General features: G+C 62.2%; 14 protein-coding genes. 4 read left to right on the plus strand and 10 right to left on the minus strand.

The features are described from left to right. The first annotated feature begins 41 nt into the window (after positions 1-41). A complete protein-coding gene (locus ACR809_RS17330; protein ID WP_004152853.1) occupies positions 42-764 on the plus strand; it encodes an ABC transporter ATP-binding protein in 723 nt (240 codons plus the stop codon). Here the strand turns inward: ACR809_RS17330 and bioD are convergent. From bioD to bioB, 4 genes are read right to left on the minus strand one after another with little or no spacing between them, the layout of a single operon-like run. Continuing rightward, positions 706-1,428: a dethiobiotin synthase gene (gene bioD / locus ACR809_RS17335; RefSeq protein ID WP_002895648.1), complete on the minus strand. Its 723-nt coding sequence runs from the start codon at positions 1,426-1,428 to the stop codon at positions 706-708. The two genes, ACR809_RS17330 and bioD, sit on opposite strands and share 59 nt — an antisense overlap. Continuing rightward, on the minus strand, positions 1,421-2,176 hold the full coding sequence (bioC, locus tag ACR809_RS17340) for a malonyl-ACP O-methyltransferase BioC (RefSeq protein WP_004142100.1): 756 nt from the start codon (positions 2,174-2,176) through the stop codon (positions 1,421-1,423). The genes bioD and bioC overlap by 8 nt, the downstream gene beginning before the upstream one ends. Next, a complete protein-coding gene (gene bioF, locus ACR809_RS17345) occupies positions 2,160-3,317 on the minus strand; it encodes an 8-amino-7-oxononanoate synthase (protein WP_087637908.1) in 1,158 nt (385 codons plus the stop codon). Before bioF ends, bioC begins: the two co-directional genes overlap by 17 nt. After that, positions 3,314-4,354: a biotin synthase BioB gene (gene bioB / locus ACR809_RS17350; protein ID WP_002895580.1), complete on the minus strand. Its 1,041-nt coding sequence runs from the start codon at positions 4,352-4,354 to the stop codon at positions 3,314-3,316. Before bioB ends, bioF begins: the two co-directional genes overlap by 4 nt. 213 nt (positions 4,355-4,567) lie before the next feature. Here bioB and bioA point away from each other — a divergent pair, with 213 nt between their 5' ends. Together bioA and ACR809_RS17360 are read left to right on the plus strand one after the other, a co-directional pair. Further along, the gene (gene bioA / locus ACR809_RS17355) at positions 4,568-5,857 is read left to right on the plus strand and encodes an adenosylmethionine--8-amino-7-oxononanoate transaminase (RefSeq protein ID WP_040251260.1); all 1,290 of its coding nucleotides are present in this window, start codon (positions 4,568-4,570) and stop codon (positions 5,855-5,857) included. A 70-nt stretch (positions 5,858-5,927) separates the two neighbouring features. Then, positions 5,928-6,404, plus strand: coding sequence for a kinase inhibitor (locus ACR809_RS17360; protein WP_002895575.1), 477 nt, complete (start codon positions 5,928-5,930; stop codon positions 6,402-6,404). Positions 6,405-7,124: 720 nt separating this feature from the next. On the opposite strand, the gene ACR809_RS17365 is transcribed toward ACR809_RS17360, so the two are convergent. The 6 genes from ACR809_RS17365 to hutI form a co-directional block, all read right to left on the minus strand. Next, positions 7,125-8,507: an amino acid permease gene (locus ACR809_RS17365; RefSeq protein WP_004147672.1), complete on the minus strand. Its 1,383-nt coding sequence runs from the start codon at positions 8,505-8,507 to the stop codon at positions 7,125-7,127. Between the two features lie 98 nt (positions 8,508-8,605). Next, the gene (gene hutH, locus ACR809_RS17370; protein WP_020804491.1) at positions 8,606-10,132 is read right to left on the minus strand and encodes a histidine ammonia-lyase; all 1,527 of its coding nucleotides are present in this window, start codon (positions 10,130-10,132) and stop codon (positions 8,606-8,608) included. After that, entirely contained in the window at positions 10,129-11,817 is a 1,689-nt protein-coding gene (gene hutU / locus ACR809_RS17375; RefSeq protein WP_012068474.1) for a urocanate hydratase, read from the minus strand. Before hutU ends, hutH begins: the two co-directional genes overlap by 4 nt. Before the next feature lie 142 nt (positions 11,818-11,959). Then, entirely contained in the window at positions 11,960-12,685 is a 726-nt protein-coding gene (locus ACR809_RS17380; RefSeq protein ID WP_002895358.1) for a histidine utilization repressor, read from the minus strand. 61 nt (positions 12,686-12,746) lie between these two features. Then, positions 12,747-13,703 (minus strand): formimidoylglutamase, encoded by a 957-nt coding sequence (gene hutG / locus ACR809_RS17385; RefSeq protein ID WP_122051457.1) that lies wholly within the window; start codon positions 13,701-13,703, stop codon positions 12,747-12,749. Continuing rightward, complete coding sequence (gene hutI, locus ACR809_RS17390; RefSeq protein ID WP_162992554.1) at positions 13,700-15,019, minus strand: imidazolonepropionase; 1,320 nt, start codon at positions 15,017-15,019, stop codon at positions 13,700-13,702. Before hutI ends, hutG begins: the two co-directional genes overlap by 4 nt. Positions 15,020-15,173: 154 nt before the next feature. Here hutI and ACR809_RS17395 point away from each other — a divergent pair, with 154 nt between their 5' ends. Beyond that, the gene (locus ACR809_RS17395) at positions 15,174-16,457 is read left to right on the plus strand and encodes a putative acyl-CoA thioester hydrolase (RefSeq protein ID WP_004142122.1); all 1,284 of its coding nucleotides are present in this window, start codon (positions 15,174-15,176) and stop codon (positions 16,455-16,457) included. The last annotated feature ends 191 nt before the right edge of the window (positions 16,458-16,648 follow it).

Consider the following 16,648-nt stretch of genomic DNA (forward strand, 5'->3'; position numbering starts at 1 on the left):
TCTTTCTGTCGCCCTGACGCCAGGATAAGGAGAAAACGTCCATGTTGAATTTACAGGCAGTAAATCACTTTTACGGCAACCAGCATTCGCTGTGGAATGTCGATCTAGTACTACGCCCGGGAGAGTGCATTGGCGTACTGGGACGCGAGGGCATGGGAAAAACCACCCTGGTTAACTGCATTGCTGGCCACCTGCCGGTGGCCAGCGGCCGGATGACCTGGCATGACATTGGCGCCCCGCCGCAGGATCTCACCCCCCTGTCCGCTCAATCGCGCAGCGCCATTGGTATCGGCTACGTGCCACAAGATAAACGCATTTTTTCCCAACTCAGCGTGGAAGAGAACCTGCACATCGCCCTGGCGGCCGGGAAACCCGGGGCTAACGCCAGCGGCGGCGAGATTTATGAGCATTTTCCCGAGCTCTATGCCCTACGGCAGCGCAAAGGCGCCTCGCTGAGCGACGACGATCAGTACCAGCTGGCGCTGGCCAGGGCGCTGATCGTCCAGCCGCGGCTGCTGATCCTTGATGAACCCTCGCGCGGCAGAGGGCCGCGCTGCCTGCAAAAGCTGGCGGATCTGCTGTTGCGGTTAAATCGCGATATCGGCCTGACGGTGCTGCTCGCCGAGCAGCACCTGCCCTTTATCCGCCGGGTGGCGGATCGCTTCTGTGTCTTGCACCGGGGCCGTAACGTCGCCGAAGGCGATATTATGGCGCTGGATGAGCCGCTGCTGGCGCAGTGGATAACGCCGGATCCAGCGCCCTGAGGTCCAGATACTGGCCGAGATCGTCGCGCTGCGCGATGTCGGCAAGCCACGGTATTTCGCCGAGGAACGGCGCGGCCAGTCGGTTTTTCAGCGTCGCCAGATATTCGGCGTGGCGCTTGCCCGGCGGCTGTACGTCATTGGCGATCCACCCCGCCAGCGGTAGTCCCGCCTGGCGTACCGCCTGAGCGGTAAGCATTGCGTGGTTGATACAGCCGAGCTTAACGCCCACCACCAGAATGACCGGCAGCTGTTCCGCCTGCGCCCAGTCGGCGAAGGTCAGGGAATCCGAGAGCGGCGTAAACCAGCCGCCGGCGCCTTCCACCAACACCCAGTCGGCGAGACCTTCCAGCTCACGCAGCCCGCTGGAGAGCCTGGCCGCGGCGATCGGCCGCCCTTCGTCGGCGCTGATGATGTGCGGGGAGGTCGGCTCGGCGAAGGTATAGGGGTTCACCTGGTCGTAACGCAACGCGACCCGACTATGACGCTGCAGCGCCAGCGCATCTTCATTACGCAGCCCATCGCCGGTAAGCTCGCTACCGGAGGCCACCGGCTTATAGCCGGCAGTGTGAAAACCCAGCAGATTAGCCGCCTGCAGCAGGGCGCTGCTGGCGATGGTTTTACCGACTTCAGTATCGGTCCCGGTGACAAAAAAACGTTTAGTCACGCTCAATGACTCCTGTAAAAAGAGAATACGTCAGCGGGCAGATGCCCTGCCGCTGCGGCCAGGCCAGCTGCAGCTCGCGCAGTTTGCCGCGGCCAAGCGGGGCGGCGGTCCGCCCCTGGTGCAAATGGGTGGCGCCGATGCCCTTCAGCGAGCGCATAGCGCTCAGCGCATCGGCGAACGGCAGGCTAATCTGATGAACCTCGCCGGTCGCGCGCAGGCCGCTAAGCGCCGCGCGCACCGCCGCTTCGCTAAGGAAACGGTTGGCATGCGGCCGGTCGTCGATGGCCTGCCACGCCTGATTGAGCTCCGGCAGCGAGTCGGCGAGAAGCGTGCTAAACGCCACTCTGCCGCCGGGACGCGCCACCCGGTACAGCTCGCCAATTGCCGCCCGTAGATCGTCGCACCACTGCACCGCCAGATTGCTCCACGCCAGATCGACGCAGGCGTCCGGCAGCGGCAGCGCCTCAATATCCCCCAACAGATAATGCTGCGCGGCGTCGTTACGCTGCGCCTGGGCGAGCATCCCGGCGGAGAGATCCAGCGCGGTCACCACGCTGCCCGCCTCACGCCAATAGCGACTCATACTGCCGGGGCCGCAGCCGGCATCCAGCACCTGCGCAAAATCGCGGCGCGCCAGCTGGCGCAGCAGTAGATCGGCGCAGCGCCGCTGCAGTTCATCATGTTGCGTATAGCCGCTGGCCGCCCGGCCAAACGCCGCGGCCACCGCCTGCTTATTCACTGTGGCCATGCAGCACCTCCAGTAAACGGTTAATGTCTTCAATATGATGGGCGGCTGTCAGGGTCAGGCGCAAACGCGCGCTGCCGACCGGCACCGTCGGTGGACGGATCGCCGTTGCCCAGCAGCCCGCGTCGCGTAGACGGCAGGCCAGGTTCAGCGCCCGGGCGTTGTCGCCGACGATCAGCGGCTGGATCGCGCTGACGGAGTCGGTCAACCCCAGCGACACCTCGCCCATCCCCTCACGGAACTGACGGATGCGGGCGGCCAGGATGTCGCGACGCTGCTGCCCTTCATCGCTGCGAATGATCCCCAGGGCAGCGCTCAGCGCCACCGCCTGGGCGGGCGGCATCGCGGTGCTGTAGATCAGATGACGGGCAAACTGCAGCAGATAATCGGCCATTGCTTCGTCGCACAGCACCGCCGCGCCGCTGACGCCGAAGGCCTTGCCGAAGGTAACCACCAGCAGCTCAGGGCGCACCGCCTGCGCGGCGCAGCTCCCGCGTCCTTCGTCGCCGACCACGCCAACACCGTGGGCGTCATCCACCAGCAACACTGCCCCTGCGGCCTGCGTCGCGGCGTGAATGGCCGCCAGCGGCGCGCTGTCGCCGTCCATGCTGAAAATGCCTTCAGTGACCGCCAACTGTTCGCCCGCCAGCGGCTTAGCCAGCAGTTGCGCGAGCTGCTGCGGATCGTTGTGGGTAAAGCGCCGCAGCTGCGCCGGGCTGAGGCTCGCCGCCTCCAGCAGAGAGGCGTGGCTCAGACGGTCGGCGACAATCCGATCGTCTTTCTCCACCAGGGCAGCGATCAGCGCCTGATTCGCGGCAAAGCCGGAGATAAACAGCAATGCGCGCGGATAGCCCAGCCAGTCGGCGAGCGCCTCTTCCAGCGCGCGGTGGGCTTCGCTATAGCCGCTCACGTGGCCCGAGCCGCCGGCGCCGACGCCATAGCGCGTGGCCCCCTGTTGCCAGGCGGCGATAATCGCCGGATGCTGACTCAGGCCCAGATAGTCATTGCTGGAGAAGTTAAGCCAGCGCTCCCCTTCCCGCTCCAGCCAGCGCCCGGCGCCGTGCGTCACCGGCAGGCGGCGGCGAAAAGCTTCCGCCGCCCGCCGCTCGTCCAGCGCCCGATCGATTCGCTGCTGCCAGCTCATAGCGCCGCCGCGTTGTAATATTCCTCAGTGTCCGGGGTAAGTAAGGCCTGCTCCAGACGCTGCTGCTGCTCATTGTCGCCTTCCAGCACCGCCGTCTGCTGCGGGTTGATCCCCAGCTTGCGGAACAGCTGCAGGTCTTTGTCCTCTTCCGGGTTCGGCGTGGTCAGCAGCTTGCAGCCGTAGAAAATCGAGTTCGCCCCGGCCATAAAGCACATCGCCTGGGTCTGCTCGTTCATCTGCTCGCGGCCGGCGGAGAGACGCACGTAGGAGGTGGGCATCATGATGCGCGCGATGGCGATAGTGCGGATGAAATCGAAAGCGTCGACGTCGTCGTTATCCGCCAGCGGCGTGCCCTTGACCTTCACCAACATGTTGATCGGTACGCTCTCCGGCGGCGTCGGCAGATTAGCCAGTTGCAGCAGCAGTCCGGCGCGATCTTTTACGCTCTCTCCCAGCCCGACGATACCGCCGGAGCAGACTTTGATCCCAGCATCACGCACTTTGTCCAGCGTATCCAGGCGCTCCTGGTAGGTGCGGGTGGTGATGATGTTGCCGTAAAATTCCGGCGAGGTATCAAGGTTGTGGTTGTAGTAATCGAGGCCCGCTTCGGCCAGGCGCTGCGCCTGACTGTCGGTCAGGGTGCCGAGCGTCATACAGGACTCCAGCCCCAGCGCCTTCACCCCTTTTACCATCTGCTCCAGATAAGGCATATCGCGGTCATTGGGGTTTTTCCACGCCGCGCCCATACAGAAGCGGGTGGAGCCGGCGTTTTTCGCCTGGCGCGCTGATTCCAGCACCTGCTCAACCTCCATCAGGCGCTCGGCTTCGAGGCCGGTTTTGTAGCGTGCGCTCTGCGGGCAATATTTACAATCTTCCGGGCAGGCGCCGGTTTTGATCGACAGCAGGGTGCTGACCTGCACCTGGCGCGGATCAAAGTGTTGACGATGGATTTGCTGTGCTTCGAATAGCAGATCGATCAGCGGTTTATTAAATAATTCCGTTACTTGCGACATTGTCCAGCGAGGTTGGTGAGCCATTTTCCTCTCCAAAAGGTCGTACACTTCCTATTTCACACAGCCTCTTTGTTGGCGGCACTCGCGCCTCCCAGTCACATAGTGAACTATGCTCCTGGGGATGTTCTCGCTTGCCGCCTCGATGCTGCGCGAAATATTTTGTGTACGTTTCATTGTAAGTAAGTTCAGTGTAGACTTGTAAACCTAAATGTTTTCAAAATGGTTTACAAGTCGCTTATGACACTGGACGATCTCACTTTCGATCGGCGCCACATCTGGCACCCCTACACCTCTATGACTTCCCCCCTGCCGGTCTACCCGGTGGTATCCGCCCACGGTTGCGAGCTGTCCCTCGCCGGCGGCGAACAGTTGGTTGACGGTATGTCTTCCTGGTGGGCGGCGATCCACGGCTACAATCACCCACGCCTCAATGCGGCGCTGAAGGGACAAATTGACCAAATGTCGCACGTGATGTTCGGCGGGATCACCCATCCGCCGGCAGTAGCGCTATGCCGTCAGCTGGTGGCGATGACCCCGGCCTCGCTGGAGTGCGTTTTCCTCGCCGACTCCGGTTCAGTGGCGGTAGAGGTGGCGATGAAAATGGCGCTGCAGTACTGGCAGGCTAAAGGCGAACCACGTCGTCGTTTTCTGACCTTCCGCAACGGCTATCACGGGGATACCTTCGGAGCGATGTCGGTCTGCGATCCGCAGAACTCGATGCACAGCCTGTGGCAGGGCTACCTGCCGGATAACCTGTTCGCCCCCGCGCCGCAAAGCCGCTTTGACGGCGAGTGGGACGAGATAGATATGGTACCGTTTGCCCGCCTGATGGCCGCGCATCGTCACGAAATCGCCGCGGTGATCCTCGAACCTATCGTCCAGGGGGCGGGCGGCATGCGGATGTACCATCCGGAGTGGCTGAAGCGGGTGCGTAAAATGTGCGACCGGGAAGGGATACTGCTGATCGCCGATGAGATTGCCACCGGCTTTGGCCGCACCGGCAAGCTGTTCGCTTGTGAACACGCCGGGATTACCGCCGACATTCTGTGTCTGGGCAAAGCGCTGACCGGCGGCACCATGACCCTTTCCGCCGCCATCACTACCCGAACGGTTGCTGAAACCATTAGCAATGGCGAAGCCGGTTGCTTTATGCACGGCCCCACCTTTATGGGCAATCCGCTGGCCTGCGCGGTGGCCAGCGAAAGCCTGCGCCTGCTGGAGAGCGGCGAATGGCAGCCGCAGGTGGCGGCGATTGAAGCCCAGCTGCAGGCCGAGCTGGCCCCGGCGCGGGGATCTGCGCTGGTCGCGGACGTCCGCGTGCTGGGCGCTATTGGCGTGGTTGAAACCCGTCGCCCGGTCAACATGGCCACCCTGCAGCGCTTTTTCGTCGAGCAGGGAGTCTGGATCCGTCCGTTTGGCCGGCTGATTTATCTGATGCCGCCGTACATCATCACGCCCGAGCAGCTGACCCGCCTGACCCGTGCGGTCAACCAGGCAGTGCAGGACGAAACATTTTTTAGCGAATAAATAGCGGAATTGCGTCGTCGGGAAGGCTACACTTCTTTGTTAATCAGCGCATTATCAATGAGGATGAAGCATGAAACTGATCAGTCACGATCTCCAGGACGGCGGTAAGCTGCCTAATCGTCACGTCTTCAACGGCATGGGCTACGATGGCGACAATATTTCGCCGCATCTGATGTGGGATGATGTGCCCGCGGGAACCAAAAGCTTTGTGGTGACCTGCTACGATCCGGATGCGCCGACCGGCTCCGGCTGGTGGCACTGGGTGGTCGCAAACCTGCCGGCCGATACCCGCGTCCTGCCGCAAGGGGCCGGTTCCGGTCAGGCGGAGCTGCCGGAAGAGGCCGTTCAGACCCGCACCGATTTTGGTAAGGCAGGCTACGGCGGCGCGGCGCCGCCGAAGGGCGAAACCCACCGCTATATCTTCACCGTCCACGCCCTGGACGTCGAGAAAATTGAGGTGGATGCTGAGGCCAGCGGCGCGATGGTCGGCTTTAACGTCCATTTCCATTCCCTCGCCAGCGCCTCCATCACCGCCCTGTTCAGTTAATCTTCCCCCCGGATAGCGGCTTGCGCCTTATCCGGGGTACCCGCGGCGCCATTTGTTTTTCGGGTGGCGCTGCGCTTACCCGACCTACACTACCCCCAGGCCCACGCAAGCGCAGCGCCGCCGGGCGATTGCCGCGGGCACGGAGCCGCTTTTATGCCGGGCGGCGGCTAACGCCTTGCCCGGCCTACGGTGCGTGCGACCTGCCGTGAAGTTACCCACCAGTCCTGCTGAAACTGCCGGTGTTGCGGCCTCAACATCGCTGAGACGTTCCCGGAAGGCCGGGGCAGCCCGCATGGATGCGGGCTGAGGGCCGTGTTTTGCAAGGACGCTGCCTCGGCCCGACCCGAAGCCTGCAGGGATAAGTCGAAGGCACCACGCAGTGGCGATGTTGCTGGCCGAAGCCCGGGGGTACAGGGGGCGGCGGCGACTGGCCGCCCCCTGTGCGCTCCCTGCGCCATGAAAAACAGAGTGCAGAAAAAATAACCGGGAGCGCAAAGAACGCTGAAGTCACACGTGATACACGCTTTTGCCGGACTGAGAAAGTGGCAATCCGATAACAGAATCTACAATACACGTAGACCTACGCAAGCGCAGCGCCGCCGGGCGATTGCCGCGGGCACGGAGCCGCTTTTATGCCGCGCGGCGGCTGACGCCTTGCCCGGCCTACGGTCCGTGCCATTTGTAGCCCCGGTAAGCGCAGCGCCACCGGGGAAATTGATCTTACTGTTCAGTGGCTACCTGCAGCGCCGTTTTACGCACCCGCGCATACCACACCACCGTCAGCAGCCCGAGCCAGACCAGGCCGGCGATCAGCGCCATCCGCGTTTCGGCAAACATCCCTAGTACGGCGATGACCAGCCCCATAAACAGCAGCGTCAACAGCGGCGCAACCGGCCAGAACGGAATGGGAAAGGCGATCTGGCTGCGCTCTTCGGCAGACAAACCGCGGCGCATGGCAAAATGGGATAGCAGAATCATCAGCCACACCCATACCGTGGCGAATGCCGCCAGCGAAGCAATTAGCACAAATACCTGCTCGGGGATCAGATAGTTCAATACCACCGCCGCCAGCAGCGCGCCGCCCATGACCACCACCGTCATCCAGGGCACACCGTTGCTGGCGATGCGCTGGAAGCTTTTCGGCGCCAGCCCCTCTTTCGACATGCCGTACATCATGCGTCCGGCGCCAAAAATATCGCTGTTAATCGCCGAGATGCTGGCGCTGATCACGATGATGTTAAGGATGGTCGCCGCCGCCGGGATCCCCAGACCGTCGAAAATAAGCACAAACGGACTCCCCTGTTCGCCAAAGCTGTTCCACGGGAAGATCGCCATCAGCACCGCCAGGGTGCAGACGTAGAACAGAATAATGCGCAGCGGAATGGTATTGATGGCCTGCGGGATCACCTTCTTAGGATCCTTCGCTTCCGCGGCGGTGACGCCGATAATCTCCACCCCGCCGAAGGCGAACATCACGATGCCAAGCGAGGCGATAACGCCCTGCCAGCCGTTAGGGGCAAAGCCGCCGTGGCTCCAGAGGTTTTCCAGCCCGGTGGCCGGGAAGCTGTGGCCAAAGCCAAAGAAGATGATCCCCGCCCCCGCCAGCATCATGGCGATAATCGCCACCACCTTCACCAGAGACAGCCAGAACTCCATCTCGCCAAATACCCGCACGTTGCACAGGTTCATCGCGCCGATAAAGAAGATGATGCTGAGGATCCAGATCCAGCGCGGCACATCGGGGTACCACAATCCCATATAGATGCCGAAGGCGGTGACGTCGGCCAGGGCGACGATCACCATTTCAAAGGTGTAGGTCCAGCCGGTAATAAACCCGGCCAGCGGCCCGAGATACTGGCGGGCATAGCTGCCGAAGGAGCCGGAAACCGGGTTGCGCACCGCCATCTCGCCCAGCGCGCGCATGACGATAAACACCGCCGCGCCGCCAATCAGATAGGCCAGCAGCACCGCCGGGCCCGCCGCTTTGATGGCTGAGGCCGAGCCATAGAACAGCCCGGTGCCGATAGCGGAGCCGAGCGCAATAAACCGAATGTGTCGGGCATTGAGCCCGCGCAGCAGATGTGGCTTGTGTTGTTGTTGCATATACAGGTGTCCTGATTTTTTTATATGACGACAAATATGCGGTGTAGGGCGGTCGGGGGAATGACTTCCCCCGACGCGGGTACAGAGAACAACGGTGATTAATGCAGTACGGCAGGCAGCAGACGCGTCAGGTGACGGGCCGCCAGAAGCGCAATGGCGTTATCGATATCCGGGGCGAAGTAGCGATCCTGCGTATAGTGCGGCACGCGTTCGCGCAGCAAGTGACGCGCCTCTTCCAGCAGCGGACTGGTGGTCAGTCCTTCGCGCATATCCAGCCCCTGCGCCGCCGCCAGCCACTCAACGGCCAGCACCCCGCGGGTGTTCTCGGCCATCGCCCACAGGCGGCGACCGGCCGCCGGCGCCATCGAGACGTGGTCTTCCTGGTTGGCAGAGGTGGGCAGGCTGTCAACGCTATGCGGGTGCGACAGCGCTTTGTTTTCACTGGCTAAGGCCGCCGCCGTGACCTGGGCAATCATAAACCCGGAGTTGACGCCGCCATTTTTGACGAGGAACGGCGGCAGCTGCGACATATGGCTGTCCATCATCAGCGCGATGCGGCGCTCGGAGAGCGAGCCGATTTCGGCGATCGCCAGCGCGATATTATCCGCGGCCATCGCCACCGGTTCGGCATGGAAGTTACCGCCGGAGATGACGTCATTTTCGGCGGCAAAGACCAGCGGGTTATCGGAGACCGCGTTGGCTTCAGCCAGCAGCACCTCAGCCGCCTGGCGGATCTGCGTCAGGCAGGCGCCCATCACCTGCGGCTGGCAGCGCAGGGAGTACGGGTCCTGCACCTTGCTGCAGTTATGGTGCGACTGCGAGATCGCGCTATCTTCGGTCAGCAGGTGGCGATACAACGCCGCCGCATCAATCTGCCCGCGCTGGCCGCGCACTTCATGGATGCGCGCATCAAACGGACGACGTGAGCCCAGCGCCGCTTCGGTGGTTAACGCCCCGCAGACGACCGCGGAGGCGAACAGATCCTCGGCTTCGAACAGACCGCGCAGGGCAAAAGCGGTCGAGGCCTGGGTGCCGTTGAGTAGCGCCAGCCCCTCTTTCGCCGCCAGGGTAATCGGCTCCAGCCCCACCTGACGCAGCGCTTCGGTGGCCGGCAGCCAGTCGCCGCCGCGTACCCGCGCTTTACCTTCTCCGAGCAGGGTCAACGACATATGCGCCAGCGGCGCGAGGTCGCCGGAAGCGCCGACGGAGCCTTTGGCCGGGATCCACGGCGTCACGCCGGCATTCACCAGGCCAATCAGCGCCTGGATCACGCTCAGGCGGATCCCGGAGAAACCGCGGGACAGGCTGTTAATCTTCAGCACCATAATCAGCCGCGCCAGATCATCGTCCAGCGGCTCACCAACGCCCGCCGCATGGGACAGCACCAGCGAACGCTGCAGGTTCTCCAGATCTTCCGTCGAGATACGGGTCTGCGCCAGCAGGCCAAAACCGGTGTTGATGCCGTAGGCGGTACGCCCTTCGGCAAGGATGGCGTTGACGCAGGCCACGCTCTCGTCAATGGCGGCAAACGCGCCGCTGTCGAGGGTAATATTTACCGGGTGGCTGTAAACGTCGCGGAGCTGCGACAGGCTGAGTTGACCCGGGATCAAAGTTAAAGATTTCATTTAGCGTTCCCCTGCGTTGCCGCCACCATCGGAAGATTCAGACCCTGTTCTGCTGCGCATTCAATGGCAATCTCATACCCCGCGTCGGCATGACGCATCACGCCGGTGGCCGGGTCGTTGCGCAGGACGCGGGCGATACGCGCCGCCGCTTCATCGGTACCATCGCAGACGATAACCATCCCGGAGTGTTGCGAGAAGCCCATGCCTACCCCGCCGCCGTGGTGCAGCGACACCCAGGTCGCGCCGCTGGCGGTATTGAGCAGGGCGTTGAGCAGCGGCCAGTCGGAGACCGCATCAGAACCATCGCGCATCGCTTCGGTTTCGCGGTTCGGGCTGGCGACGGAGCCGGAGTCAAGGTGATCCCGGCCAATGACGATCGGCGCGGAGACTTCGCCGCTGCGCACCATTTCGTTAAACGCCAGACCGAGCTTTTGCCGCCACTCCAGACCGACCCAGCAGATACGCGCCGGCAGCCCCTGGAAGCTGATGCGCTCGCGCGCCATATCCAGCCAGTGGTGCAGGTGCTGATCATCTTTAATGATCTCTTTTACTTTCGCGTCGGTTTTGTAGATATCCTGCGGATCGCCGGACAGCGCTACCCAGCGGAACGGGCCGATACCGCGGCAGAACAGCGGGCGGATATAGGCCGGCACGAAGCCCGGGAAATCGAAGGCGTTGCTGACGCCCACTTCCTGCGCCATCTGGCGGATGTTGTTGCCGTAGTCGAAGGTTGGGACCCCCATCTCATGGAAGGCCAGCATCGCCTGCACGTGATCGGCCATCGAGCGTTTCGCCGCCAGAATAGTGCCCTGCGGGTCGGATTCGGCTTTCTGCTGATACTCTTCCCAGCTCCAGCCTTTCGGCAGATAGCCATGCAGCGGGTCGTGGGCGCTGGTCTGGTCGGTGACCATATCCGGGCGCACGCCGCGCTTCACCAGCTCCGGTACGATCTCCGCGGCGTTGCCGCACAGCGCGATAGAGATGGCCCGCCCTTCGGCGGTGTATTTTTTGATGCGCGCCAGGGCGTCATCCAGCGAGGTGGCTTGCTCATCCACGTAGCGGGTACGCAGACGGAAATCGATGCGGCTCTGCTGACATTCGATATTCAGCGAGCAGGCGCCGGCCAGCGTCGCGGCCAGCGGCTGCGCGCCGCCCATGCCGCCCAGACCGGCGGTTAATACCCAGCGGCCTTTCAGGCTGCCCTGGTAGTGCTGGCGACCGGCTTCGACGAAGGTTTCGTAGGTACCCTGCACGATGCCCTGGCTGCCGATGTAGATCCAGCTGCCGGCGGTCATCTGGCCGTACATCGCCAGCCCTTTGGCATCCAGCTCGTTAAAGTGTTCCCAGGTGGCCCAGTGCGGGACCAGGTTGGAGTTGGCGATCAGCACGCGCGGTGAGTTTTCATGGGTTTTGAATACGCCCACCGGCTTCCCGGACTGCACCAGCAGGGTTTCATCGCTCTCCAGGTTCTTCAGCGCCTTCACGATAGCGTCATAGCATTCCCAGTTGCGCGCTGCGCGACCAATACCGCCATAGACCACCAGCTCGTGCGGGTTTTCGGCGACATCGGGATCAAGGTTATTCATTAACATACGCAGCGGGGCTTCGGTCAGCCAGCTCTTCGCGGTCAGCGTCGTGCCTCTTGGCGCACGGACGTCCAGCTGGCGATATTTGCTTTGCGACATCGGGGTTTCTCCTGACAATGAACGTTGTTTACGTAGATACATATACTTGTCTATACAAGCATGCGCAAGCCAGGATTTAACAGAAATGATACAATTTTGTTATATTGCGTCAGCAATCACGTTTTGCTGACGCCAGCGTGGATCAGGAGCCAAAGCGCCCCTGCAGACGATATCGGCTACCGGGGAACAGCAGGCGCGCGTGGGAGACGATGTGGGTTGTCGACCAGGTGCGGCGACGGATCAGCAGGCACGGATCGTGGGCGTGAATATGCAGCAGCGCGCACTCTTCCGCCGTGGCCTGCACCGCTTCAACAATATGTTCACCTTCGGTTAACGGCGCGATCAGCGACAGGTAATCATGGGGCGTGGTGGCGGTGTAGTCCTGATGCAGATAGTCCGGTACCACTGCGGCATTGACGCAGCGATCTTCGATTTGCACCGGCACCTCGTTTTCGTAATGCACCATCAGCGAGTGAAAAATGCGGGTGCCTTCCGGGACGCTGAGCGCCGTCGCCTGAATATGATCCGCCCGGGTCTCCTCAAGCAGGAGTACCTCACAGCGGTGCTGATGGTGACGGGCGACAATTTCTGCGGCAATACTGCGCACCTCGAACAGCGCCGACTGCCCTTTCGGCTCGGCGACAAAGGTTCCCACCCCTTGCAACCTGACCAGCAGGCCTTCGTCCGTCAGCTCGCGCAGCGCGCGATTGATGGTCATCCGGCTGAAGCCGAACTGGGCCACCAGCTCAGCTTCCGACGGGATACGGTCATGCGGTCGCCAGACGCCGCTGTGGATCTTTTCGCTGATCGCCTGCTTCACCTTTTCATAGAAAGGCGCGGGCGCGGAACGAGGTTGTTGTGCAAACATGGCCTGGCTTTCCTTATGCGTAATAAGCGGAGCGGCGAAACGAAAATAATAGCGCGGATCGCTAGCGCCACCAATGGGCGATTTGCCATGCCACACGGGCCGCCGCGCGAGCGCCCTGACCGTCAATGTCAAACAGCGGGTTAAACTCCACCAGATCCACCGCCTGCAGCTTACCGCTGCGGCACAGCGGCTCAACGATGCGCAGCAGCGTGGCCAGCGGCACGCCCAGCGCCGCCGGGGCCGACACCGCCGGCATTTCTCGCGCCGGCAGCACGTCGAGATCGATAGTCAGATACAGACGGTCGAATTGCGCGATATTGCGCTCAAGCTCCGGCAACACGCGAGTTTCGAAGGCTGTCAGCACCTCCAGATCTTCAACGATAGCCACCTGGCGGCGCGCCGCTTCATCCCATAGCGCCTGGGTGTTCGCCGCCCGGCTAACCCCGATGCAGGTATAGTGAAAACCGCGCTGCTGCGCGTCACACTCCAGCGCCAACTGGCGGAACGGCGTCCCGGAGCTGGCGCAGTCGGCAAAGCGCAGATCCAGATGCGCATCGAGATTAATAATGCCCACTTTTTCGCCCGGGAAGGCGTCCAGTACCCCAGCGCCGTGGCCGAAGGCCGTCTCGTGGCCGCCGCCCAGGACCAGTGTGCGTTTACCCGCCCGCTGACAGTCGGCCACCGCCTCGCGCAGCGCCTGATGCGCGGCTTCTAACTGCTCGCCGTCGACGCTGATGGTGCCCATATCCACGCAGCGGTCATGACCCTGATGGCTGGCCATATTGGCCAACGCCCGGCTCAGGGTCGCCGGGCCGTCCGCTGCCCCGGTACGCCCCTTGTTACGCCGAACCCCTTCGTCACAGGCGAAGCCGAGCAGCGCGATATCGCCGGGCATCTCCTGCGGCGCGAAGCGTTCCGCGCGGGCGATGGTCTGGAACAGGCGCAGCGCATTGGGCGCTTCCGCGCTGTCGTCGCGTCCCTGCCAGAGACTGGCTGGCGTAGCTTGCCACAGCATCATTGCAACTCTCCTTGAACAACGCGATGCCAGAGCGGACTGCGCCCCGGCTCATACACCATCTCGACGGGATGCTCAGCATCCCAGATGGCGAAGTTAGCGACAAAGCCCGGCGCCAGCTGGCCGTGGCTGGCCTGGCGCCCCAGCGCCCGCGCGGCATGGCGCGTCACGCCGGCCCACGCCTCCTCCGGCGTCAGGCCAAACTTGACGCAGGCCATGTTCATCGCCAGATGCAGGCTGGCGAAGGGGCTGGTGCCGGGGTTGAAATCGGTCGCCACCGCCATCGGCACCTGGTACTTGCGCAGCAGCTCGACCGGCGGTTTACGGGTTTCATTAAGGAAGTAGAACGCGCCGGGGAGCAGGGCTGCCACGGTGCCGCTTTCGCGCATCGCCGCCACGCCCTCTTCCGTCAGATACTCGATATGGTCGGCGGAAAGCCCATGATAACGGCTCACCAGCTGCGCGCCGCCCAGCGACGAGAGCTGCTCAACGTGGCCTTTTACCGGAATGCCCAGCGCCTGCGCCGCCTGAAAGACGCGCTCAGTTTGCTGCGGGCTGAAGCCGACGTTTTCGCAGAAGACGTCAACGCTTTCAAACAGTCCCTCCTGCCACAGCGTCGGCAAAATGGTCTCGCAGACCAGCGTAATATAGCCGTCAGCATCGCCTTGATATTCCGGCGGCGTGGCGTGGGCGGAGAGCAGCGTCGCCGACAGTTCCACGCCATTATGATCGGCCAGTTGTCGGGCGACCCGCAGCATTTTGCGTTCGTTTGGCAGGTCGAGGCCGTAGCCGGATTTGATCTCCAGGGTGGTCACCCCTTCACGCAGCAGGCGTTCCAGACGCGGCTGGGCCAGCGCCAGTAGTTCAGCTTCGCTGCTGTCGCGCGTGGCGCGCACGGTGGAGTTAATGCCGCCGCCGCTGGCGCTGATGGTTTGATACGACACGCCGTTCAGCCGCTGCTCCCACTCCTGGGCCCGGCTGCCGCCGAAGACGAGATGGGTGTGGCAGTCGATTAATCCCGGCGTTACCAACCGGCCTTCAAGATCGATACTGCGCCCGCTGGGGACGTCATCTTCGGCGACAATCGCCGCGATGCGGCCGTCGCGCACCAGCAGCGCATGGCGCTCCAGCAGGCCGTAAGGTTGAGCGTGATCGGGGTTCAGAGTGGCGAGACGCCCGTTTCGCCAGATAACGAGTTCGGAAGTGGCTTCAGTCATAGCGCTTAACTTGTCATGGGTTGTATAGATATTTATTTTCATAACGCCGGTAAAGTCAACAATAGCGGAGGGAAATGTTATTTTTTTGTGACTAAAGACCATCCGGCAGGGCTGCGCGTTGCGTAAAGACGGTAAGTTTTTCCGTCCACGTCTTCCCGTTTCGTTCAAGTTAGTATAAAACAGCAGGTTTTAAAGGACTTATACCCTGGCGTCTCAGCCGGGGTATTTCACTACGCTTAATTTTGCCCGGAGCAACATGAACACATATTCCGTTTCCCGTCTGGCGCTGGCGCTGGCCTTCGGCGTGACGCTGTCCGCCTGTAGCTCGACGCCTGCCGATCAACAGCCCTCAACGCAGACTGCACCGGGCACTACCGCGCGTCCCATACTCAACGCCGAAGAAGCGAAAAACTTCACGCCGGCGGCCTATTTCCAGTCGCTGGCTCCCAACGCCGCCGCCTGGACGCCGTCTGCTATCAGCCTGCCGGCGCAGCCTGACTTTATCGTCGGCCCTGCGGGAACCCAGGGCGTAACCCATACCACCATTCAGGCGGCGGTGGATGCGGCAATTGCCCGTCACTCTAACCGTCGTCTGTATATCGCGATTATGCCGGGCGAGTACCCGGGAACCGTCTACGTTCCGGCGGCGCCGGGCGCCCTGACCCTGTATGGTACTGGCGATAAGCCAATCGACGTGAAAATCAGCGAAGCCATTGATTCCGAGATGGATCGCAACACCTGGCGTCGTCTGGTCAATCCAGGCGGTAAATATATGCCGGGTAAACCGGCGTGGTATATGTTCGACAGTTGCCAAAGCAAATCCGCGGCGACCGTCGGCGTAATGTGTTCCGCAGTCTTCTGGTCACAGAATAATGGTCTGCAGCTGCAGAACCTGACCATCGCCAACAACCTCGGCGACAGCGTTGACGCCGGTACCCACCAGGCGGTGGCATTGCGCAGCGATGGCGACCAGGTGCAGATCAATAAGGTCAATATTCTTGGCCGTCAGAACACCTTCTTCGTGACCAACAGCGGCGTGCAAAACCGTCTGCAGGACAACCGTCAGACCCGCACCTTGGTGACCAACAGCTACATTGAAGGCGATGTGGATATCGTTTCCGGCCGCGGCGCGGTGGTGTTTGATAACACCGATTTCCGCGTGGTGAATTCCCGTACCCAGAAAGAGGCCTACGTCTTCGCGCCGGCTACTCTGAAGAGCGTGACCTACGGCTTCCTGGCGACCAACAGCCGCTTCACCGCCTCCGGGGATAACGTCGCGCAGCTCGGCCGCGCGCTGGACGTCGATGGCAACAGCAACGGCCAGGTGGTGATCCGCGACAGCGCTATCAATGAAGGCTTTAATATTGCCCAGCCGTGGGCGGCGGCGGTAGGCTCCGGCCGCCCGTTCAGCGGCAACACCGGCAGCGCCGATGACAAAGGCAATCTGCAGCGCAACCTCAACGACAACGGCTTCAACCGCATGTGGGAGTACAATAACCGCGGCGTGGGAAGCACCGTGGTCGCCGAGCCGAAACAGTAAAGCGCAACAAGCGTGAACCATAATAAAAGAGAGGGCGATGCCCTCTCTCAAACTGCTGACAACGTGCAATCTTCAGGAATTGCCCGGCGGCGCTGCGCTTGCGCGGCCCTACAGATAACTGCATAACGGTTTGATATTGAAGTCTTTCGTAGGCCGGGTAAGGCGAATGCCGCCACCCGGCAGAAATGCGA

The sequence above is a fragment of the Klebsiella sp. CD33 genome (assembly GCF_051992865.1).
Lineage (GTDB): Bacteria > Pseudomonadota > Gammaproteobacteria > Enterobacterales > Enterobacteriaceae > Klebsiella > Klebsiella pneumoniae.

What these genes read in the sequence shown, in the direction of transcription:
- hutH (WP_020804491.1), bottom strand. Translation starts at nt 10,132, where the DNA reads ATGAAATCTTTAACTTTGATCCCGGGTCAACTCAGCCTGTCGCAGCTC.
- hutU (WP_012068474.1), bottom strand. Translation starts at nt 11,817, where the DNA reads ATGTCGCAAAGCAAATATCGCCAGCTGGACGTCCGTGCGCCAAGAGGC.
- ACR809_RS17395 (WP_004142122.1), top strand. Translation starts at nt 15,174, where the DNA reads ATGAACACATATTCCGTTTCCCGTCTGGCGCTGGCGCTGGCCTTCGGC.
- ACR809_RS17380 (WP_002895358.1), bottom strand. Translation starts at nt 12,685, where the DNA reads ATGTTTGCACAACAACCTCGTTCCGCGCCCGCGCCTTTCTATGAAAAG.
- hutG (WP_122051457.1), bottom strand. Translation starts at nt 13,703, where the DNA reads ATGATGCTGTGGCAAGCTACGCCAGCCAGTCTCTGGCAGGGACGCGAC.
- bioC (WP_004142100.1), bottom strand. Translation starts at nt 2,176, where the DNA reads ATGGCCACAGTGAATAAGCAGGCGGTGGCCGCGGCGTTTGGCCGGGCG.
- ACR809_RS17330 (WP_004152853.1), top strand. Translation starts at nt 42, where the DNA reads ATGTTGAATTTACAGGCAGTAAATCACTTTTACGGCAACCAGCATTCG.
- ACR809_RS17360 (WP_002895575.1), top strand. Translation starts at nt 5,928, where the DNA reads ATGAAACTGATCAGTCACGATCTCCAGGACGGCGGTAAGCTGCCTAAT.
- bioA (WP_040251260.1), top strand. Translation starts at nt 4,568, where the DNA reads ATGACACTGGACGATCTCACTTTCGATCGGCGCCACATCTGGCACCCC.
- hutI (WP_162992554.1), bottom strand. Translation starts at nt 15,019, where the DNA reads ATGGTCTTTAGTCACAAAAAAATAACATTTCCCTCCGCTATTGTTGAC.
- bioB (WP_002895580.1), bottom strand. Translation starts at nt 4,354, where the DNA reads ATGGCTCACCAACCTCGCTGGACAATGTCGCAAGTAACGGAATTATTT.
- bioF (WP_087637908.1), bottom strand. Translation starts at nt 3,317, where the DNA reads ATGAGCTGGCAGCAGCGAATCGATCGGGCGCTGGACGAGCGGCGGGCG.
- ACR809_RS17365 (WP_004147672.1), bottom strand. Translation starts at nt 8,507, where the DNA reads ATGCAACAACAACACAAGCCACATCTGCTGCGCGGGCTCAATGCCCGA.